Genomic DNA, 21,557 nt, shown 5'->3' with positions numbered 1-21,557 from the left:
CGCAACGCACGTAACTTTATAAGAGCGAGATAACTATGACACCGATCTCAAATTTGTTTACGCCCGTTAAGCTGGGCGATCTTGAGTTGCCTAACCGCGTCCTCATGGCGCCACTTACGCGCAACCGTTCCCAGAGTGATGGTACCCCCAGCAGCATGGCGGAGCTCTACTATAACCAGCGCGCCTCGGCAGGCCTCATTTTTTCCGAAGCCACGCAAGTGAGTGATCTCGGTAAAGGATACCTTGATACACCCGGCATTTACACTGACGATCACGTCACGGGCTGGTCCAAAATTACAGACGCTGTGCATTCAGGAGGCGGCCGGATTTTTTGTCAACTCTGGCATGTGGGGCGCATCAGTCATGTATCGTTGCTGCCCGAAGGAAAGTCACCCGTTTCAGCATCCGATCTTCAAGCTGACGCACAAACCTTCACCGAGAACGGTTTCGAGCAGTGCTCGAAGCCCGAAGCCCTAACATCCGAAGGAATTGCACAGATAATCAAGGATTACGCCCACGCGGCTAAATGCGCCAAAGAGGCAGGGTTCGATGGCATCGAATTGCATGCTGCGAATGGCTACCTTCTGGACCAGTTTTTGCAAGACGGGGTAAACACGCGCACTGACAGCTATGGCGGTTCCATCGGGAACCGGATGCGCCTGTTAGAAGAAATTCTTGATGCAGTTGAGGCGGTCTGGCCAAAAGGCCGTATCGGCGTGCGCCTTTCTCCTCTGGGTCAGGCTGGGGACATTTCAGACAGCAACAGCGAAGCTTTGTTTACGGAAGTTTACAAGATGCTGGATGCGCGCGCGCTCGCCTACCTTCATGTCGTCGAGGCCTTTCCCGGAAGCGAGGGAGAGGACGAAGGCCGTGAGTTGCTTGCTCGCCTCAAGCAGCACTACACTGGGTTCTTCATCGCTAACGGTGGTTACGATGCGTCTTCCGCCTCTGAGGCCATCCTTGAAGAGCGTGCCCATGCAGTGACCTTTGGCCGTCCGTTTATCGCAAACCCCGATTTGCCAGACCGGATGCGGACCGGTGCAGATATGAACAAGCAAGATCAGGACACATTCTACGGCGGCGATGAAAAGGGATACACAGATTATCCGTTTTTGAACCGCTAACCTGAGCGCGGCACAGCCTCCCCCGACCCGCAGTGCCGTTTTTATGTACTGCGGGTCGCTATTATTCGAAAGGAACTTACCATGAAAATTCTAGTCGCTGGTGCCACCGGCAAGACCGGTACACGCCTTGTTGCCGACCTGATCAAAAACGGCCATTCGCCTGTTGCCTTAGCACGGGAGAGTTCCGACACGTCCCAATTACCACAGGGTACTGAACTGCGCGCAGGCGACCTTACCGACCTAAAAAGCGATGTATGCGAAGGATGTGATGCTGTCATCTTTGCTGCAGGTTCCGGCGGTAGCACCGGGCCTGATATGACGGATAAAGTTGACCGTGACGGAGCGAAACGCTTAATCGACATCGCGTCTTCTTCAGGTGTGCAAAGATTTGTCATGCTCAGTACGGTGGGTGCGGAAACGCCTGATCCGGACAGCGAACTCGCCCACTATCTTCAGGCGAAACACGAAGCTGACGAGCATCTCAAAGCATCAGGGATCCCCTATGCCATACTTCGCCCCGTTCGTCTAACCGATGAAGACGGCACAGGCGATGTACGCTTTGGCGATGAGGTTGATGTCGGTGCAACTGCTACCCGCGATGATGTAGCTGCTGTTCTGGCACAAGCTGTCGATGATCCAAGTTGGACCGGTGCAGTGTCGCTCATGCAATCTGTTTAATCTGTTGAAACATGAGCCGGGGTGTCAGGCGCTTCTTACACCCCGGCCCCGAGAATAACATTGCGATCTTTCTGATGCCGTCATCGCCGGTTGGATAGAGTGGCGGAGCCTAGTTGAACACACTGTCATCACCTCGCTTGCTGGTACAATATATGATTATCTTCAATTCGCTCCACAGCCGACGCATTCACCGCATTTCAAAGGGGCAAGCGATGACAATAATCTAATATTTTAAACGAGCCACGTCCGCTAATGCGGTCTAACGTCAGTAGCATATGTCACTTTTATTGCGACATGTGGCGGTAGTAATTTTTTCAACGATGCGACCGAACATTCGAAATCGTCGGAACGCAAATCACCGGCCAAATGGTTTCGGTTTCGCAGCAGATATTAGCGATTGATAAGTCAGCCAGTTACCCTTGCAAATGGCATTTAAGATGAGATCAAGGTCAGGCGGTGGTTGGGAATTGTAATCGCAAAGACACTTCCACGGGGCATCAGAGGCGTGACCGATACACTGCCGCCCCACGCCTCGACTGTTTTCTTGATGTGAGCCAGACCCAGCCCGATACCATCTCCAGATGCGCTTAAACGTTTGAACGGCTCAAAAATTGTGCCGATATGTTGCGATGGAATACCTACACCATCATCTTCTACGCTGATCCGAACAAACGCTCCATCCACCTGCCCGCGAACTGTTACCCTCCCCTTCTGCTTGTCGTGATGTTTTATTCCGTTCGAGATGAGGTTGCGCATGACGGTGTCAAACGCGGTCGCGTTGACCAGCACTTCAGGCATATCAGGCGCTATCACTACTTCAAAACCAGCTTTCTGATTAACCAACGCCACAATATCCTCCAGACGTTTCGACGGAGAAACCAGATCTTTTGGTTGATCTTTCACCTCTGCCTGCGCAAACGCCAACAGGTCTTTTATCAGCACCATCATCCTACCCGAAAGCGCCTCGATCACAGTCCAATTTGCCTGAACCTCGGGAGGTACCGTGATCCTTGCTTCTGCCATATCCTCCACGATAAACCCCATCAGCGCTTGTTGCTGATAGAGGGGTGCACGCAGATCATGCGCGGCAATAAACGCGAAGGATTGCAATTGACCGTTCACGATTTCCAGCCGCTTCGCCTGATCGGCTATCGTATCCTGTTGATCCTGCAAACGCGTCACGTCCACTCTTATCGAGGCATAATTATTTGCTCCCACTTTGAAATCGCGCGCTTCGAACGCCTGTCCCGCACCCAACCTGACAGTCCGCGTTGGCGAAGTGCCGTCTCGCATTTTTTCGATGAGTCCATCGACAAAACAGTCTATCTCCGTGTCGGTCATGTCTGACTGGATTGTCCCGTCACGATAGGATTGCGCGATCATTTCGGGCATCGACTTTCCATTTTCGAAGTCAGGGATCAGGCTCGGGAATGCCCGCTCGAACCCGGCGTTCCAATGGATTGCCAGCAAATCACTGTCGTAAATGACGATGGAAGCTGCAATCTGGTCAAGAGCACTTACCAGCAAGCTATTGAGTTTGCTGTCCTGTTGCGAATTTTCTAGACGTTTTCTGTATGTAGCAGCCTGGCACACTAAAAACACTGACAGCAAAATAATCAGCGTGCAGGACGCGACCAACCACCAAAAAAACGGATAGCTCATTATCCCGTGTGGAGAAACCAGCCGCTGACGGAGCCACTGTCTCTCCTTTACAACGCCAAACCGTGTCGTCAAATCACCGGTCTGTTCGGAATCTTGCGAGGATGCTCCTGCAACTTTTTGCTCATCTACAATCGCGGGACTTCGAGTGGAAATATTAGCTAAGGTGATTTCGCCAGCAACGACCTCGCCTGTTGTGGTGTGGGCAATAGCACCCGCAACATCTCCTCTATGCGTTGGCGGTTCCGGTTCAATGCGGTCGGGACTGAAAAAAGTCGAGTGATCGAATGCATTGTAGTCCATCCGCAGCGAAGTGTTGTCAGCGGCGGACACAACCGGGAATGCCGCGACAAGCATCAGAAAATAACAAACGTGCCACTGAACACAACGCAGCGCCATAGAGCATCCCGCAAACCAAACCGTCTGGGAAAGATTTTATCGCGCAGGCCTAAACATAGGGTAAAGAGCTATTCTGCCCTAGCAAGTATCCCGTCAACGAACGCCCCGATCTGCTGAGCGATGAAAGCCTTGTCGTTATCCAGTGTGGCCACATGATACGATTCTTCGAGCCACAGCAACCGGCGGTCTACCGCATTAATCTTGCGCATGATCCGGTAGGCATTATCCGGATGCACCACATGGTCCTCCCGCGACTGGATCACCAGCGTTGGGCACACCACCTTGTGCAAAATATCACCAATCGCGGCCTGCGCCAAATACACACTGCGTAAACAGGCGGTAGGCACCTCGGCGTAAGCCAGTTCCTCAACCCCCGCCGCCTTGATATCGGAGCCAATACCAGGAACGCGTTCCGGCATATTGCGCGTCATCACCACCTCGGCGAGCCCTCCGTCGTTTACACCTGCAATCGCATTGATCGGTGCAATCCCCGAAAGCAGATCGCCAAATTGCGCTGCCAGCCCGAGTGTAAGCATACCGCCCATCGATAATCCCGTCACAAAAACAGGATCACCGCGGCTCGCCAGATCACGCAGCGCATCCTCCGCCGCGCCCACCCAATCCCTATAATCTGTCTTCTCCATCTCGTCGGGTGATGTGCCGTGTCCCGGCAAACATGGCCCCAGCACGCTAAAGCCGAACCTGCGGTGCAATTCTTCGCCAAGATACCGCATGCTTTGGGTCGTGCCGGTGAAGCCGTGCAGCACCAGGACCGATGCACGGCTACCGGTGAATTCAAATGGCTCCGCGCCTTTCAGATATGCTGTCATGACCTTGTCCTTTATTTCCGGTTTCTATGCGTCGCGCCGCGCAGCATAAATCATCGCAGCGCCTGCGATAATCGCGCCTTGCAGCATAAGTTTGCCTGGCTCGCCCAAGCCCAGACTGGTCAGCAAATTGAAGCTGAAGGTAAGCATAAAGGCCGCAACTGCGGGGCCCAACACACCCCCTTTGCCAGCTCCGAAAGTAACCCCTCCCAAAATGACCGCAGCGAGTGAAATCAGCGGGAGGTCGCCGCCGATATCCATGCTGCCAACTCCGACAAATCCAACGAGGAGCATCCCGCTGAATACGGCAAACAGGCTCGACAGCACATGCACGATGGTGACGACACGCACATAAGGGATGCCCGAAGCCCACGCTGCACCGGGATTGGCCCCGATGGCATCAACATAGCGGCCAAAAACAGAGAGCCGTAGAAACAGCGCAGCAGGCACCATCAACGCGATCCAGACCAATAAGGCGACCGGTACAATACCGATCCGCTTTTGTCCCAGATACTGCAGTATTTCCGGCGCATCACCAGGGGCACGGAATTGTCCCATCGAAATGACAATGCCCGTCAGTATCATCGCCATCGCGAGCGTTACGATGACCGAGGATGCTCTTAGGCGGGTAATGAAAAACGCGTTGATCAGACCGATACATACGCCGAACGCTATACAGGCGATGATAAGCACCGGATCGGAAAATGGCAGCACCCCGCTAGTGAGGATATAGCTCACTGCGACGATCACTCCCCCGATGGACAGGTCAAGCGAAAGCACCCGCATACAAAGCGCCTGCCCGATCACAGCAAGGCCCAGTGGCGCCGCCTGTCGCAAGATCAGCAAAAGCAGCAGCGGAGACAAAAGAGTGGGCCGGGTGAAATACGCAAAAACCAACAGCAACACCGTCCCGAGATAGGCAAACGGCAGACTGAACACCAATCCCGCAACGTTGCGCCACACCGAATTTCGATGTGCGCCCGTCCGGTTCGCACCTGTTTGTTGCGCGGCACTCATACGCCGATTGTCCTTCGCGGCTGAAGGCTGATCGCCACCAGCAACAGCGCGCCTGTTGCTGCTGCACGGATAAACGGCGACACACCGATCAGGTTCATCCCGTTCGTCATAAGGCCCAGCGCGATAGTACCCGCAATCACACCCGGCACGCTGCCGATACCACCCGCAAGCTGGACACCGCCCAGCGCGATGGCAGTGACGGATTCAAGGCCAAAAGCCGCCCCGAGTGTTGCATCAGCTGAAGCTACACGCGCGGCGAGGAACAACCCTGCCATCACACCCGCAAGTGAGCATAGAACGTAACAGGCTATGCGGCTGGCCCTGACATTAACGCCGTTGCGCGCCGCGCTCTCGGGGTTCGCACCGATCGCAAACAGGCGCAGGCCAAAGCGGGTCTTGCTCAGTAGAACCGCCGCCAGCACCGTAAAACATAAACACCAAAAGAACGCTGCAGGCATCCCCCACAGCTTGAACCCGACCATCGCCTCGAGGAAGTCCGGCACATTTCCGCCCGGCACCGGCAGGATCAACAGGGCAAGCCCTTGCAAGAAAGTCATGCTGGCCAGTGTCATAACCAGTGGGTGCACCGAAAACACAGCAACCCCAACGCCGTTGACCAGCCCGATCAGCAATCCCGCCGCCAGTGCCAGCGGCACCGCAAGGGCCGGATCAACAGAAACGATGATGGCACTTGTCAGGCTCACCACCGATCCCACAGACAAATCAATACCGCCGCTGATCGCCACGATCATCTGCCCCAGCGAAACAATCAATAGCGCCGCGATCTGAGCATTCACATTCGACATGTTCTGGACGGTCAAAAAATTAGGCGTGGCAAATGCGATGGTGATAAACATCACGACTGGTAAACCGATCGCCACAATTCCCAAACCGGATCGCCCCGGGAATCTCATAATTTGGCTGAATGTCATTGCGGCAACTCCTGCGGGTGTGTTTGCGATCCGGTCAGGGCCGCGTGCATAATGATCTGCTCTGTCGCGTCGATGCCTGCGAATTCAGCGACCAACGCACCCTCGCGCACAACGGCGATGCGGTCACACAGGCCGATCACCTCCGTCAGCTCACTTGATGTAATGAGAATGGCACCGCCGGCATCGGTAAAGGCGCGCAGCAATGCATAAATCTCGGCCTTGGCGCCAACGTCCACACCGCGTGTGGGCTCTTCGATCAGCAAAACATCCACCTTCGAGGCAAGCCAGCGTCCGATCATCACCTTTTGCTGATTGCCACCTGAAAGCGCGCCTACGATCTGCTGTGTGCTGGCGGCAGCCACTCGCATGTTTTTCATCTGCGTCTCAATCTCGCCAGCGGCGACCCGCGCTCGGGACCATACCGATTGCTCGCGCAACATTCCCAGAGTGATGTTCGTTGCGATAGACAAAGGCAGGTAAAGCCCTTCTGTCTTGCGGTCCTCGGGGATAAAGCCGATGCCTGCACGGGCGGTTGCGACAACGCTGCTTTGCAACAACGACCGCGCACCGTTTGCGGCAATCTTTGTCACACTTCCGTCTATAGGCGGCTCAAGCCCGGACACAGCGCGAATAAGTGCCCGCTGGCCTTGCCCCTCCAATCCCGCAAGACCCAGAATTTCGCCCCGCGCCAGAGCAAAAGATACCCGCGCATCAAAGGCAGTCGTTGCAATACCGCGCATTTCGAGCACTGTACCTCGCTGCTCGATGCTCGTGTTACGAGGCGGAAACAACTGTCCAAGTTCGCGCCCAACCATCAACGAAATCAGTGTGTCACGGTCAATCGCCGCCGTCGGGTGGGTCGCCACCAGCTGCCCGTCTTTCATCACGGATACAGTGTCACAAAAATTAAAAATCTCTTCCAACCGGTGGCTGATATAGAAGATCAGTTTTCCCTCGGCCCGCAGCACGGCAATCAATTCCGCCAGCTTTTGTACTTCTGGAGCATTGAGCGCGGCAGTCGGTTCGTCGAGGATAAAGATGTCAGCCTGCGCCACGATTCCTTTGGCAATCTCCACCATCTGCTGCTCTCCGACTGAAAGCATCCCGCAGAAACTATCCACTGAAATACTACTGTCCAATCTGGCGAGAGCAGCCCTGGCGCGTTTTCGCATCTCGCCAGTGTCGGTCAGGCCAAAACGCCGCGGCTCGCGGCCCAGAAACAGGTTCTCGGCAACAGTAAGGTTTGGCAGCAGCGTCAGCTCCTGAAAAATTGTCGAGACCCCTTGGGCGCGGGCGGCACCGGGACTGTCGAGCACGACAGGTCTGCCCGACAGGGCAATTGTGCCCTCGTCAGGGCGCAGCACGCCCGCCAGCAGGTTCATCAATGTCGATTTGCCCGCACCGTTCTCACCAGTGACAGCATGGACGCTACCGCCCACTGCCTCAAGCGTCACACCAGCGAGCGCCACGGTCGAGCCGAACCGCTTGCTGACCGCGTTGAACGATACCAGTACAGGCGCGCCCCTGCCCGCCTGCACTGTCTTCAGGGACGCCGCTTGCGTCATCTACCGCGCAATCAGCGTTTGAACTGTTCGTTAACTTCCGCGTCCGGCAGGGTCGAGGTGACCCAGAACGCATCGCTCAGATCCGCACGGTAAAAGTCCTTGAGCGTTTCGTTGGTGATAGGTGCGGGATCCGAATAATAGCTTTTATTGAGTTGCTCACCCTCGAGCAGCGCAATTGTCGCACGCACCAGTGCGGGTCCGATACCGGGAGTATAGATGGGCGCGACACTGTCGAGTTCATTCTCCGACCAGATACGCAAAAATCCGTTGTTACCCTCTCCTGTCATCGGCACGAGCGGCTTGCCGATGTCATTGAATACATCGATACACGCGCGCGTCATGTCCGCGCCCGAGAACCAAATCCCGTCGACGGGCTGGCCCGACAAGACCAGATTTTCACATAGTTGCTTACCCTTGGTATAGTTCCAGTCGCCGAATACCTCGGAGCCGATTGTGATGTTGCTACCGGCGAGCGCTTCTACCATGCCATCATAACGCAGCGTATCCTCGTTTGCGCCAGCAATGCCGCGGAACACCCAAATCGTGCCTTCACCGCCCAGCTTTTCGCGCAGCCATTCGCCACCCTGCTGGCCGAATGTCTTACCCCCGAGATTCAATTCGACCGCGGAGGGCAACAATCCCTCGGAAGAGCCATAGGTGATTACCGGAATGCCCGCTGCCACTGCTGCCTCGACCTGCTTTTGCACAACGGCAGGCGCGATGGGGGCAACAATGATTGCATCAACCTTGCGCGCAATCAGATCTTCCAGATCGGCAACCTGCTTAGCGGGCTGCCAGCCTGCTTCGATAAACACGAACTCTTCGATGCCTTCGCTTTGCGCGGCTTCGAATTTCGTTTCCTGTATCATCTGGACGATCCAAGTGTTCCCAAGCCCCGGAAACGACATGCCGATTGTCCAGGGGCCTTCAGACTTGAACGCCCCCGCCTCTGTCATCGCATCAGTGGTGGGGTCCATCAAACCGGCCGCTAGCAGATCCTTGGCCTGAACTGGCTGCGCAAATGCAGCCAGCACGCCAAAGCCGATTGCCGCAGCGAATCCCGCCGCACGTGTTGAATTTTTCATGTGTTCCCCTCCCAAGGACAAAAGGTGCGCATTTTTTTTGCGGCGCATCCTCCGATATCAGTCTTGCCAACTTCTATTTTTAAATCAAGCGTCTTGATAAGCACCTATCGCCCCTCAGAAAAAGTTGCTCTGGTACATGCGATCATCTCACGCGGGTCAGTCCCTGATGGCACCGACCCGCGCAAATCATCTAATCCGCTTCGGGGCAGAATGCCCCGCCTCAGCGCCTATGCGGCAGATGCGGTTTGCACTGCGTGATATGCTGCGATCATATCGGATGCTTTTTCACCAATCATAATTGCGGTCGCGTTGGTGTTGCCGCTGATAATATCGGGCATAATGCTTGCGTCCGCGATCCGAAGGTTTGCAACTCCGTGAACCCTGAGTGTTGAATCCACAACATCCCCCATGCGGCAAGTCGAGCAAAGGTGATAGACGGTGGTCGAGTAATGAAGCGCCATGTTCTCCAGTAGCGCGTCACTGGGTCTCTCGCCCGTTTTGTACCCGTGCTTTTTGGCAAGTGCTGGCGGCACGTTCAGCGGTCCGGGTTTGATATCGCCGGGCCAGTTCGCGGCAATCTCGAGACCTTTGCGCATTACAGCGACCATCACCTTGAGGTCATGAGGATCGGTGTAATAGTTCATCCGGATGATTGGTGCTTCGCCAGAGTCTGAGCTTGCCAGTACGATTTCGCCCTTACTATGCGGCAAAACAGGGTTCGCCAGCAGAATCATGTTCTCCTGATCTGCGGCCAATGTCTTTTCCGAGTTCTCAAAGAACGTAGAGAGGTCAATTCGCAGCCGGTCCTGCAACAGGCCCGCATCATAGCCGCAGGGCACATATCCAATCTGCGCATCATGGCTGTGCGCATCGCCCAATCCGGTCGAAAAGAACGCAACCGCATCGTACAGTGACGAGGACACAAGACTTTCGCCTGTCTCCATCCACTGGCCTATTCGCCGCTCTGCCTCTGCCTTGAGACCGGCAAGTTCGGGTGACATCTTCGCATCATCGGCCGGATCAGCGGGCAGCGGCCCTGCGGGTGCGCGCAAGGCATCCGGTCCTGCGGATACACCAACCTCGGCAATTGGAATGCCGATGCCAGCAGCGGGGAAGAACAAGGGGCAATGCAGATGGTCCTTCAGGTTCTTGCCCACGGCCGGCAATTCGTGGCGGCATTCGATATCTACCGCCTCTATCTCGCGGCGCGGCCCAATGCCCGACAGCATCAGGATTTGTGGCGAACCAACAGCCCCAGCACTCAGGACCACTTCGCGCGCGGCGCTGATCTGGTGGACTGCCCCCTGTGCATCACGGTATTCAACTCCAGTCGCGGTCAAGTTTTCGTCGCCATCTGACAACAAGATTCGGGTGACATGGGCATGGGTGATGATCATAAGGTTCTCACGACTCTCGGCCTCACCTGCCAAAAACGCGCGGTATGTGCTCGACCTCATCCCTTTGCGGGTCGTCGTTTGAAAGAGCGATGCGACACCGGCAGGTCCGCCGCGGTCGCGCCCATTGTAATCACCCGTGGGGATGCCTGTGCTACCCGCAGCCTTCACAAAATCACGCGAAGCCGGAATTACCGGCGAGCGCACTGAAACGCCCAACGGGCCGCCGGTGCCATGCGCTTCGCTGTCGACGGAAATTTCGTTGCTCGGTGCCAGATCCTCGCTCTTGATAAAATAGGGCAGCACGTCGGCATAGCTCCAGCCCTCTGCGCCACCCTCGGCCCAAGCGTTAAAATCACCGGGGTGCCCGCGTACATATGCCATGTAATTCAAGCCCGAAGAGCCGCCCAGCATCTTGCCGCGGGGCACCGGCATCAAGTTGTCCACTAGCCCCAGACCGGCATTGCCCGGATCGGCGGTGTACATCCAGTCGACTTGCGGATCGAGTTGCAAGCTCGCCACTGCGGCGGGCATCATTTCGTGATCGGGTGGCGTGCCACCCGCCTCGACCAGCGCAACGCGGCACGCAGGATCGGCGCTCAGCCTGGTTGCAATCACCGCCCCTGCGGAGCCGCCGCCGACAATAATAAAATCATAGGTATCTGACATGTTTGATATCCTCCCGGTGGGCCCCCGCGTTTGTGCAGGTATCCCCACAACACACCGGTACGGTGCGTCTCTGCGGATCATGTTGCGCAACAAAACGATTCCAAGCAAGCACTACACCACTTCAAATCCCGGCCCTTCAAGTCAGTGTCGGAAATACGGCTTTTCCTAAAACTGGCCGGTCAGCGGATTTCGGCGCGCGCCTTCAACAGGCTGGTTGTGCGGCTCCTAAATCGGGCTGCAAGCCTGAAGGGCCACACAGATCCGAGCATACTAACCTACCATTCCCGCAGATAAAAACACATCGGGTGCAGCTGCCGTGCGGCGTATGGTCGAATGAGCAATCTCCGCTCTGGGCCAGTAGGAGGCCACAATTAAAGACGCAGCGGAATTAATGCATTTCCAACATCTCAATACGGTTAAGACGAGTTTTACAAACCTTTACGGTTTCAAACGATCGACACAATCACGGGTCCAACGGGGACGATTTTGACAATAAAACCCAAAGCGCTATGGTCTAAAGCAGAGCACATTGTGATGAAACAAACATACGCTTTTCGTTGCATGACTAGCATAGAAAAAGGGACACAGAAACGATGCACAAAAAAGAGCTTCCATCTTTGCCTCTGGCGCTTTTGCCAGTTATTTTGACGCTGGGATTGCTGGCGCTTCAATTGTTTTACTACGGCGATTTCACTCCTCATATTCCGCTGATACTGGGCCTCGCTATAACTTCCTTACTGGGCGTGCTGCGCGGACAGGGCTGGCTGGATATTCGCGAAGGTATTTTTCACGTCATCCATGTATCAATGCCTTCTCTCGCCGTTTTGATCGTGGTCGGCATGATTATCGGCGTCTGGATCGCATCAGGCACCGTGCCAACGCTGATTTATTACGGCCTTACACTGCTGACACCTTCCATATTTCTGGCTGCTGCAATGATCCTTTGTGCTGTTGTGTCGCTGTCTCTCGGGACGAGCTGGGGTACAGTCGGCACAATTGGCCTCGCCCTGATGGGAATTGGCGCTGGCTTCGGTATTCCCGCATATTGGACTGCAGGCGCCGTTGTTTCCGGTGCGTTCTTCGGCGACAAGGTATCGCCGCTTTCTGATACTACGAATCTGGCGCCCGCAGTCACTGGCACCAATGTCTTCGACCATATCAAGAATATGTTGCCGACGACGATTCCAGCTATGGTTATTGCACTCGTAATATATATTGCAGTTGGATTTTTTCTGATTGACGACAGCGTTGGCGATGTCACCAGTATCAATCAGATCACGGCGGGACTGAATGAGCGGTTTAACCTTGGCCTTGTTCCCCTTCTTCCGGCCTTTGTAGTCGTGGGTCTTGCGTTGATGAAAAAACCACCGCTGCCATCGCTCTTTCTTGGTGTAGTGGCGGGTGCTATCGTCGCAATTTTCTGGCAAGGCGCTGGCCTACATGACGTGTTTGCTTTTGCACAGTCCGGATACTCGATCGACACCGGCATCGCCGACATCGACAGCTTGCTTAATACTGGCGGCATTCAGTCCATGATGTGGACGATATCACTCATGCTGATTGCGCTGGGATTTGGCGGCGCACTAGAGCGGACAGGCTGCCTTGAGGCCATCATCATGGCGATCATCAGCCGTGTGAAAAGCTTCGCTGCGGTGCAAACGTCGGCGATTGGCACAGCGTTTGCGACGAACATGGTAGCAGGCGATCCGTATATCTCAATCGCGCTGCCCGGCCGGATGTATGCACCGCTTTACCGTGGTATGGGCTACTCTACGCTCAATCTTAGTCGCGCAGTTGAGGAAGGCGGCACAATGATGAGCCCCTTAATTCCCTGGAATGCGGGTGGCGCTTTCGTGATCTCCGCTCTTGGTTTGGGCGTTATGGATGGAAACTTGACCAACCTGCTTTATATCCCTCTTGCCTTTGCATGCTGGACTGCGCCCGTGATTGGGATGTTCTATGCAGTTACCGGGCTATTTTCGCCAATGGCGACAGATGAAGACCGTGCTGAATGGGCAAAGCAGGACGAAGTGATCATGGATCTCGGCGACCACGAGCTTGCCTATGACGAGACGGCAGAAACCTAATCAAACTGAGACAATGCTAATTAGAGTTTTCTGAAAATGCCGGGCCTGTATCACTGGGCCCGGTATTTTTTCCATATAACTTCCCGTCTCACAGCTTGTCGGTCATTATTTGAAACGGGATATCGGAGCGGCTTCAGCGAATGGGCGATCATTTAACCCACGGCTTCCACATCCTGGATATCTGCAACTACAGCTTTCACTTCCAAGCCGGTACTGCCGAAGCGGCGTGAAAGAAGAAAGAGGGCGAGGAAGACTTGACCCAAGACTGACTTTCAAAACTAAACTAAACTTTCGTCACTTACGCGTTGAAATATACAGGCTTACTGGTCGGTTTCCGAATCCGGCAAGGAACGGTGGGGAAAGGCAGCGCGCGAAAAAGAGCGGATGGTATAAAAGTCGCATTTCTCTGGCGCCAATAACGGTGGGGAGGCAGATCATCAAGCCAGTATGAGGCGGATATCGCGATGCGTTTTATGCTCCAAACAAACACAGTCCTTTGCGCTGCGGTCAAGGTCAGCACCGCGCTCGAATCTATCAAAAAGAAAACGCCGAACCTGTCGGATCGGCGCTTTAAATTTTAATTTTTCAGTAACTTATAGAACAGCAGATAAATTAGACCTGAATAGTGGCAGACAATTCAATCGAAATGGCTCCGAATTGCTTGCCCTTTCACATCAACTTAGCGCTTCATCAACCGCATTTGCTGTGTCCGCAGCTTCCGCAGGTCATACATCCCTCAACCATGCGCAAATCATACTGCCCGCAGCTTCCACAGGCCTTGCCGCGCGGCTGCTCCAGTCCCACCACTTTGGCTTGGGGGTCGGTTTTTAGACCAAGCCCTTCTCCCGCTATGAAACCGGTCGCAATCAGATGCTGCTCGATCACGCCACCAATGGCTGCGAGGATCGAGGGTATATACTTACCACCCATCCATGCACCTCCACGCGGATCAAAAACGGCCTTCAGCTCTTCGACCACGAAGGACACATCGCCACCACGGCGGAACACAGCCGAGATCATGCGTGTGAGCGCCACGGTCCAGGCAAAATGCTCCATATTTTTAGAGTTAATGAAAACCTCGAAAGGACGGCGATGCCCGCCAACCACCAGATCGTTGATGGTGATGTAGAGAGCGTGTTCGCTGTCGGGCCATTTGATCTTGTAGGTGGCACCTTCCAGCTCCTCGGGACGGTCCAGCGGTTCTGTCATATAAATCACGTCACCATGTGGCTCCTGCGGCTCTTCACCGTCATAGCTTACAACTTCGGGTGCCGCTTTCTTGTCCTCGGAGACGGACAAGACCGATCCTGTCACATCGTTAGGGCGATAGGTCGTGCACCCCTTACAGCCTGTATCCCATGCCTCCATGTAGACCTCTTTAAAGGTATCAAAGGAGATGTCCTCGGGACAGTTGATGGTTTTCGAAATGCTGCTGTCGACCCATTTCTGTGCCGCTGCCTGCATCTTCACATGCTCAAGCGGCGCCAGCGTTTGCGCGTTCACAAAATAATCGGGCAGCGGTGCATCGCCTTTGAGATCGCGCCACATCTGTACGGCATAATCCACCACTTCTTCCTCGGTCCGGCTACCATCCTTTTGCAATACCTTGCGGGTATAGGCATATGCAAACACCGGCTCGATACCAGAGCTTACATTCCCTGCATAAAGGCTGATCGTGCCTGTCGGCGCGATAGAGGTCAAAAGAGCATTGCGGATTCCGTGCTCGCGGATCGCTTCGCGAACGTCTTCGTCCATCATTCGCATTGTGCCGGAGGCCAGATATTCTTCGGCATCAAACAACGGAAATGCACCTTTCTCCTTCGCCAAATCCACCGAGGCCAGATACGCGGCGCGTGCGATCGCATGCAACCAATCCTCTGTCTGACGCGCCGCCTCGTCCGAGCCATAGCGCAGGCCCATCATCAAAAGTGCATCGGCAAGGCCGGTCACCCCGAGGCCGATCCGGCGCTTGTTCTTCGCCTCAAGCTTTTGAGCTTCGAGTGGAAATTGCGATACGTCCACAACATTGTCCATCATCCGCACAGAGGTCGCGACCAACTCGTTGAGTGCGCCAACATCCAGTGCCGCGGCCTCCTCAAACGGTGCGGTCACGAGCCGCGCCATGTTGATCGAGCCCAGCAAACAGGCACCATATGGAGGCAGCGGCTGTTCGCCACAGGGGTTTGTCGCGGCAATCGTCTCACAATAGCTGAGGTTGTTTGCCGCGTTGATACGGTCAATGAAAATGACGCCGGGCTCGGCGAAATCATAGGTCGCCTTCATGATCGCGTTCCACAAATCCAGCGCCTGCACCGTCTTGTACACACGTCCGTCAAACTTCAGATCCCAGCTTTCGTTCGCCTTGACTGCATCCATAAACGGATCGGTAATCAACACCGACATGTTGAACATCCGCAGACGGGCAGCATCGGATTTTGCCGTAATGAACGCCTCCACATCAGGGTGATCACAACGCATGGTCGCCATCATCGCGCCACGGCGGCTGCCCGCAGACATTATCGTGCGGCACATCGCATCCCAGACATCCATGAACGACAAGGGGCCAGAGGCATCTGCCGAGACGCCCAGAACGTCCGCGCCTTTAGGGCGAATAGTCGAGAAATCATACCCGATCCCGCCGCCCTGCTGCATCGTGAGTGCGGCCTCCTTGAGCATATCAAAGATCCCGCCCATACTGTCGGGCACGGTTCCCATAACAAAGCAGTTGAACAGCGTCACGCGGCGCGCTGTACCGGCACCTGCGGTGATGCGGCCTGCTGGCAGGTATTTGAAATCTTCCAGAGCTTCAAAAAACGTCTCTTCCCAGCCTTCCTTGTCGTCCTCGACCTGTGCGAGATCACGGGCAATGCGGCGCCACGTATCTTCGACCGTCACATCATGGGGCGTGCCATCCGCCGCTTTAAAGCGGTATTTCATGTCCCAAATTTGTTCGGCGATAGGGGCAGCAAAGCGGGTCATGGCGATTCCTCGGTTGGGGTATATTGAGAAGCACCGTCTTACCTTAACATAGATCAAAGGCCACTCCCAAAATTCGGAAATTACCGGCGACAAACCACCACAGTTTGCATCTGTGACACTTTGGCCTACCCTATGATGTGGCTCGAAACTGAGTCTGTGGATAATTTGGTGGGTAAGCCTGTGAGCAAAAAATTCGTACACATGATGAAGCTCTCGGTGGGCACTGAAAATATTGCCCAACTGATTGCCTGGCAACAGCACCGTGCCGAATTATCACCCGGTGGCCAGTATTATCACCAAACCCGCATGTGGCCCAAGCGTGAGGCCGAAATAATCAATGGCGGATCGATCTATTGGGTTATCAAGGGCGAGATTTCTGCACGGCAGCGAATTATTCGACTGGACGAGAAGATCGGGATTGACGGCATCCGCCGCTGCGGCATCGTTCTAGACCATGAGGTCATTCCCACCGTCAGCACCCTGCGCCGACCATTTCAGGGCTGGCGGTACCTCGCCCCCGCAGATGCCCCTGCGGACCTTCCAAAAGGCCGCGCGCAGGAGGAGCCTCTACCCGACGAGCTCAATCGTGCGCTGGCCGAGATCGGCCTGCTATAACCTCACCCCACCCGCGCCAGCAGGGCATCAAGGCTTGCCCGTTCGTCCATGTCCAGTGATGCAGTGCGCGATTTCCACAGTGTAGCCTGACTGCGCAGGATTACTCCGTCACCCAGCACCTTGAGGTGGTTTGCACGAAGCGTGTCACCCGTCGAGGTGATGTCGGCAATCGCCTCCGCGGTCTCGTTTGCCACGGTGCCTTCGGTTGCACCCTGACTGTCAACCAACGCGTAATCTGCCACGCCTGCTGCGCGCAGGAATTCCCGCACCAACCGGTGGTATTTTGTGGCAATACGCAACCGGTGGCCATGTACGCTGCGAAACGCCGCCGCCGCCGCGTCCAGATCATGCAGGGTATCCACATCGGTCCACCCTTGGGGCACCGCAATAATCAGATCCGCATGACCAAATCCCAGCTCCTCCACTGCGATCACCGACTGGTCCCATAGGGCCAGCTTTTCATGCACCAGATCCGTACCAGTCACGCCCAGATGGATACGCCCCGCCGCCAGTTCACGCGGAATTTCACCCGCAGACAGCAGCACCAGCGCCACACCTTCGATCCCGTCGACGACGCCGGCATATTCGCGTTCCGACCCGCTGCGCGCCAGAGTTATGCCGCGCTCCCCGAACCATTCAAACGTCTTTTCCATCAACCGCCCCTTGGACGGGACACCCAGTTTCAGCGTCATATCACCGCCCCCAGTTCCAGCATCACACCGGGGCGCATCACGCCGCCCACCGCCGGAATTTCGCGATTATCCCCAAGTCTGGCCCCCAGCCGCCGTGTCAGCGCATCATAGCGCCCACCCGAGGCAAGCAGCGGCAGGTCCAGACGGTCAACTGCCCGAAATCCGAAAACAAAACCGTCATAATATTCCATCGAACTACGGCCATAGCTTGCGTCAAAAAGTAGCTTTTCGACATCGATACCATGTGCGGCCAACGCTTGTTGCCGCGCTGCCACCCGCGCTACGGCAGGCACAATTGACGGCAAATCGACTGACAGATCATGTAAACGCTCCAGCGCGGCAGGCATAGGTGCCGAAAGACCAAGCAACATCTCGATCAACTCCACATCCCTGAGCGGCAGCGGTGGCGCCTGTGCATCGCTGCGCAGTGCCGCAATACGCGCATCAATCTCGTGCTGCCTCCGCGCACCGACGAGCGGAGCTGAGGCTTCTACTGTTCCTGCCAGGACCGCCTCGCGTGCAGGCGCAGATGGCATATCACCCGAAAACTGCGCAAGCAGGGCGCGAAAGCGTCTCGGACGCCAGATGTGTCTCATCAGGGCATTCTTGCGCAGGTCGGTTGTGTTGAGGCCGCGCACGACGGCCATCAATATTCCGATATCACCAGTCACCGCAGTGACAGGCAACCCGCTAAGTGCCTGTGAGATCAAGGCAAACACCTCTGCATCGCTGGCCGCAGGATCGGTCCGCTCAAACACCTCGTAGCCTACTTGCACAAATTCGTTCGGGCGGCTTTCGTCGTGTTCCTGACGGCGAAACACCTCGCCCGCATAAGTGTAGCGTGCAGGATCGGCACCATGTGCCATATGCATCTGGACCACCGGCACGGTAAAATCAGGCCGCAACATCTGCTCCCCGCGCAGCGCATCAGATGTTACATAGGCCCGCGCGCGAATATCCTCGCCGTAGAGATCCAGCAGAGTCTCAGCAGGTTGCAAAATTGGCGGCTCGACCGGCAGCGCACCGTGGGCCTCGAAGCCTGCCCGCAGTGTTGCGGCCAGCGCGTTTGTCTGGGCCCGTGTTACTGTCACTGGTACAGCTCCAGAATTTCACGCACTTTGGCGACAAGATTGCTGCGCAGAACCTCGTACTGGCTTGGGCGGTCGCGCCATTCCTCCAGTGTCGCGTTCTCTGCAATCTGCGCACCAAGGATAAGATCCTTGATCTGGACCATCCCGTTTTCCTTTTCTGTGTCGCCCTCGATTATGGCCACAGGACTGCTGCGTTTGTCTGCATATTTAAGCTGGTTACCAAAGTTCTTGGGATTCCCAAGATAGACCTCGGCGCGTATTCCAGCCTGACGCAGTTCCGCGACCATTGCGAGGTAGTCCACCATCCGCGCCTTATCCATCACCGTCACAACGACAGGCCCCTGCGCGGACGTATCCAAACGCCCTTTGGCGTCCAACGCTGCCAACAAACGGTCCACGCCAATCGACACACCCGTTGCAGGCACTTCCTGTCCGGTAAAGCGCTTGACCAGATCATCATAGCGCCCGCCACCTGCGACAGAGCCAAAGTTGCGGCTCCGCCCCTTCTCGTCCTTGATCTCGAAGGTCAGCTCGGCCTCGTAGACAGGTCCGGTGTAGTATCCGAGACCGCGCACGACAGAGGGGTCAATCTCGATCCGGTCAGCCGCATAACCGCCAGCCGCCAGCAGGTCCGCGATGGTTTCAAGCTCTTCGACACCTTCAAGCCCGATCACACTTTCGCCCACCAATTCACGCAGCCGCGCACATGTCTCGGCACCGCTGTCGCGCTTTGCCTGCATAAAGCCCATAACGACATCAGCGCTGGCATCATCCAGCCCCGCACCATCGGTGAAATCCCCGCTCTCGTCCTTGCGGCCTGCACCTAACAAAGCCCGCACACCGTCCACGCCCAAACGGTCCAGCTTGTCAATCGCGCGCAGAACAATGCCGCGCTCCGCCTCTTTGTCGTCACCTGATAGGCCTGCAACTTCCAATACGCCGTTTAGCACCTTACGGTTGTTCACCCGCACAATGTAGTCACCGCGCTCGATGCCTACTTCTTCAAGACAGTCGGCCAGCATCGCACAAATTTCGGCGTCCGCGGCCACGCTCGCAGCCCCGACCGTATCGGCATCGCACTGGTAAAACTGACGATACCGGCCCGGTCCGGGCTTTTCGTTGCGCCAGACAGGTCCCATTGCGTAGCGCCGGTAGGGTGTCGGCAAATCATTGCGGTGTTGCGCATAAACGCGAGCCAACGGCGCTGTCAGATCATAGCGCAGTGCCAGCCAGTCACCCGGCTTGTCGCTGTCGGCATCCTCCTGCCACGCAAATACACCCTCGTTCGGGCGGTCCACATCGGGCAAAAATTTTCCCAGCGCCTCGACCTTTTCAACGCCAGCGCTTTCCAGCGCATCAAAGCCGTAGCGATGATAAACCCCTGCAATCTTGGCCAGCATATCGGCGCGCTGTGTCACCTCCGTGCCAAAGTAATCGCGGAACCCGCGGGGCGTTTCGGCCTTGGGGCGCGGGGTCTTTTTGGGGTTGGCCATGACATACCTCTGACAGGGTGAAATCCTGCGCCAGCCTCTACCCGATGCGAGGTGTCGGGGCAAGCAAGGGCTGCCCATTGCACAGCCCCACAAAGACCCCTAAATCTTCACTATGGAAAAACTCGAAGAAAAAATCGCTTATATGAGCCGCACCGTCGATGACTTATCCGACATCGTGGCCGCCCAGCAAAACGAAATCGACCGTCTCAACCGGCGTGTCGAAATGCTCATGCGCCGCGAGGGCGAGCGCGAGGCAGCCGGCTCGGGCGGGACAGTTTCGGGTGACGAGCGTCCGCCCCACTACTAGCTTCAGTAGGACTTTACTGCACTCGCCAGAACCGAACCGTCATAGATCAAAAACTCTTTCCATTTGTCGTTGATCTCGTCAAACTCGTAAGCGCTGACAAACGCGAGCTGGGTGTCCAGCTTGCCGATCCGCGTGCCACAAGGCTTGCTTTTGTCTGCACGGCATACATCGGATTTCACGCCGTCATAGGCAACGTCGGTCTCCGCATATGGCAAATGCTGGCCCGCGGGACTGTAACGGATCGTCTCGTAGAACGATGGCAGCCCGAACAGGGCGTTGGCCGCAGTGAACTGGCGAGGACAATCATCGCTGAATCCTGTGAGATAGAATGTCCGTTTGCTCCGGATTCCGGGATTGCTGTCAAACAAGGCGAAACCGCGCCGCCCCATACCATCGACTTTCTGGCCCAGCGATTTTCCTTTAGCGTCGCACACACGGGCCATTTCCCCGAAGGCCAGCACTGTGCCAAACGGCACATCGCGAGCATCTGTGCCACTGCGCGGCTTGTCTGATCTAGGCGCAGCATTTCCAAACAGGCCTGTTCTTCCCCGCGCAGATTGCAGCTCTTGTCGCGGGGACAGTGGCGCCAGTTGCACCGGCTCCCTGTTCGATTGACTGCTCGCAACATCTGCAGCAATTGCTGCAGCGGGATCGGCACTGGCCGCACGGTTGATCAGCCCGCGAAAAAATCCGCCAGTTTGCGGTGCCTGCGCTTGTGCAACAGCCTCTGGCACAGCGCCCTGTGCAGCGTCGGTCCCCAGAAAACCTTCGCGTGCAATCTCGTCCGCATCGGGCAAAGCAGCGGCAGCAGGATCGCTCGCAACTACATCCACATCTGCCAACCGGTCCACGCCCGCCAACGGATCGCTACAGGCGGCAAGGCTAAGAACAAGACCAAATACTGGCAAAAGGCGCACGGTGCTACTCCCACAAATTTAAACACG

The 21,557-nt window shown here is 56.0% G+C and carries 17 protein-coding genes; 5 read left to right on the top strand and 12 right to left on the bottom strand.

What is annotated here, in order from left to right:
* Positions 1–35 precede the first annotated feature (35 nt).
* A complete protein-coding gene (locus C8N30_RS11725) occupies positions 36–1,124 on the top strand; it encodes an alkene reductase (RefSeq protein WP_037967768.1) in 1,089 nt (362 codons plus the stop codon).
* A gap of 81 nt (positions 1,125–1,205) precedes the next feature.
* Positions 1,206–1,802 (top strand): SDR family oxidoreductase, encoded by a 597-nt coding sequence (locus C8N30_RS11720; protein WP_037967767.1) that lies wholly within the window; start codon positions 1,206–1,208, stop codon positions 1,800–1,802.
* Positions 1,803–2,234: 432 nt separating this feature from the next.
* Here the strand turns inward: C8N30_RS11720 and C8N30_RS11715 are convergent, their stop codons facing one another.
* The 7 genes from C8N30_RS11715 to C8N30_RS11685 form a co-directional block, all read right to left on the bottom strand.
* A complete protein-coding gene (locus C8N30_RS11715) occupies positions 2,235–3,329 on the bottom strand; it encodes a sensor histidine kinase (protein ID WP_198021465.1) in 1,095 nt (364 codons plus the stop codon).
* A 599-nt stretch (positions 3,330–3,928) separates the two neighbouring features.
* The gene (locus tag C8N30_RS11710; RefSeq protein WP_025061162.1) at positions 3,929–4,690 is read right to left on the bottom strand and encodes an alpha/beta hydrolase; all 762 of its coding nucleotides are present in this window, start codon (positions 4,688–4,690) and stop codon (positions 3,929–3,931) included.
* A 24-nt stretch (positions 4,691–4,714) separates the two neighbouring features.
* The gene (locus tag C8N30_RS11705) at positions 4,715–5,704 is read right to left on the bottom strand and encodes an ABC transporter permease (RefSeq protein WP_025061161.1); all 990 of its coding nucleotides are present in this window, start codon (positions 5,702–5,704) and stop codon (positions 4,715–4,717) included.
* The gene (locus C8N30_RS11700; protein ID WP_025061160.1) at positions 5,701–6,636 is read right to left on the bottom strand and encodes an ABC transporter permease; all 936 of its coding nucleotides are present in this window, start codon (positions 6,634–6,636) and stop codon (positions 5,701–5,703) included. Before C8N30_RS11700 ends, C8N30_RS11705 begins: the two co-directional genes overlap by 4 nt.
* Positions 6,633–8,201 carry a sugar ABC transporter ATP-binding protein gene (locus tag C8N30_RS11695; RefSeq protein ID WP_025061159.1) on the bottom strand — a complete coding sequence of 523 codons (1,569 nt, stop codon included), beginning with the start codon at positions 8,199–8,201 and terminating at the stop codon, positions 6,633–6,635. Before C8N30_RS11695 ends, C8N30_RS11700 begins: the two co-directional genes overlap by 4 nt.
* 11 nt (positions 8,202–8,212) lie before the next feature.
* Positions 8,213–9,286, bottom strand: coding sequence for an ABC transporter substrate-binding protein (locus C8N30_RS11690; protein WP_025061158.1), 1,074 nt, complete (start codon positions 9,284–9,286; stop codon positions 8,213–8,215).
* 227 nt (positions 9,287–9,513) lie between these two features.
* Positions 9,514–11,349, bottom strand: a complete 1,836-nt coding sequence (locus C8N30_RS11685) for a GMC family oxidoreductase (RefSeq protein ID WP_025061157.1) — start codon at positions 11,347–11,349, stop codon at positions 9,514–9,516.
* Between the two features lie 593 nt (positions 11,350–11,942).
* Here C8N30_RS11685 and nhaC point away from each other — a divergent pair.
* The gene (gene nhaC, locus C8N30_RS11680; RefSeq protein WP_025061156.1) at positions 11,943–13,436 is read left to right on the top strand and encodes a Na+/H+ antiporter NhaC; all 1,494 of its coding nucleotides are present in this window, start codon (positions 11,943–11,945) and stop codon (positions 13,434–13,436) included.
* A 690-nt stretch (positions 13,437–14,126) separates the two neighbouring features.
* Here the strand turns inward: nhaC and C8N30_RS11675 are convergent.
* Positions 14,127–16,415 carry an adenosylcobalamin-dependent ribonucleoside-diphosphate reductase gene (locus C8N30_RS11675; protein ID WP_025061155.1) on the bottom strand — a complete coding sequence of 763 codons (2,289 nt, stop codon included), beginning with the start codon at positions 16,413–16,415 and terminating at the stop codon, positions 14,127–14,129.
* A 135-nt stretch (positions 16,416–16,550) separates the two neighbouring features.
* On the opposite strand from C8N30_RS11675, the gene C8N30_RS11670 reads away from it, so the two are divergent.
* Positions 16,551–17,030: a DUF1489 family protein gene (locus tag C8N30_RS11670; protein WP_051567259.1), complete on the top strand. Its 480-nt coding sequence runs from the start codon at positions 16,551–16,553 to the stop codon at positions 17,028–17,030.
* A gap of 2 nt (positions 17,031–17,032) precedes the next feature.
* Here C8N30_RS11670 and hisG read toward each other — a convergent pair whose 3' ends face one another.
* The 3 genes from hisG to hisS are packed head-to-tail and all read right to left on the bottom strand — an operon-like array spanning position 17,033 to position 20,306.
* Positions 17,033–17,722, bottom strand: a complete 690-nt coding sequence (gene hisG / locus C8N30_RS11665; protein ID WP_025061153.1) for an ATP phosphoribosyltransferase — start codon at positions 17,720–17,722, stop codon at positions 17,033–17,035.
* Positions 17,719–18,813, bottom strand: a complete 1,095-nt coding sequence (locus tag C8N30_RS11660; RefSeq protein WP_025061152.1) for an ATP phosphoribosyltransferase regulatory subunit — start codon at positions 18,811–18,813, stop codon at positions 17,719–17,721. The genes hisG and C8N30_RS11660 overlap by 4 nt, the downstream gene beginning before the upstream one ends.
* A complete protein-coding gene (gene hisS, locus C8N30_RS11655; RefSeq protein WP_025061151.1) occupies positions 18,810–20,306 on the bottom strand; it encodes a histidine--tRNA ligase in 1,497 nt (498 codons plus the stop codon). The genes C8N30_RS11660 and hisS overlap by 4 nt, the downstream gene beginning before the upstream one ends.
* 112 nt (positions 20,307–20,418) lie before the next feature.
* Between hisS and C8N30_RS11650 the strand changes: the two genes are divergently transcribed.
* Positions 20,419–20,613, top strand: a complete 195-nt coding sequence (locus tag C8N30_RS11650) for a SlyX family protein (protein ID WP_025061150.1) — start codon at positions 20,419–20,421, stop codon at positions 20,611–20,613.
* 2 nt (positions 20,614–20,615) lie between these two features.
* Here the strand turns inward: C8N30_RS11650 and C8N30_RS11645 are convergent, their stop codons facing one another.
* A complete protein-coding gene (locus C8N30_RS11645) occupies positions 20,616–21,530 on the bottom strand; it encodes a hypothetical protein (RefSeq protein WP_025061149.1) in 915 nt (304 codons plus the stop codon).
* Positions 21,531–21,557: the final 27 nt, after the last annotated feature.

This window comes from Sulfitobacter guttiformis (assembly GCF_003610455.1).
Taxonomy (GTDB): Bacteria; Pseudomonadota; Alphaproteobacteria; order Rhodobacterales; family Rhodobacteraceae; genus Sulfitobacter; species Sulfitobacter guttiformis.
The sequence above is the reverse complement of the archived record's forward strand: the minus strand, read 5'-3'. Positions and strand labels throughout refer to the sequence as shown.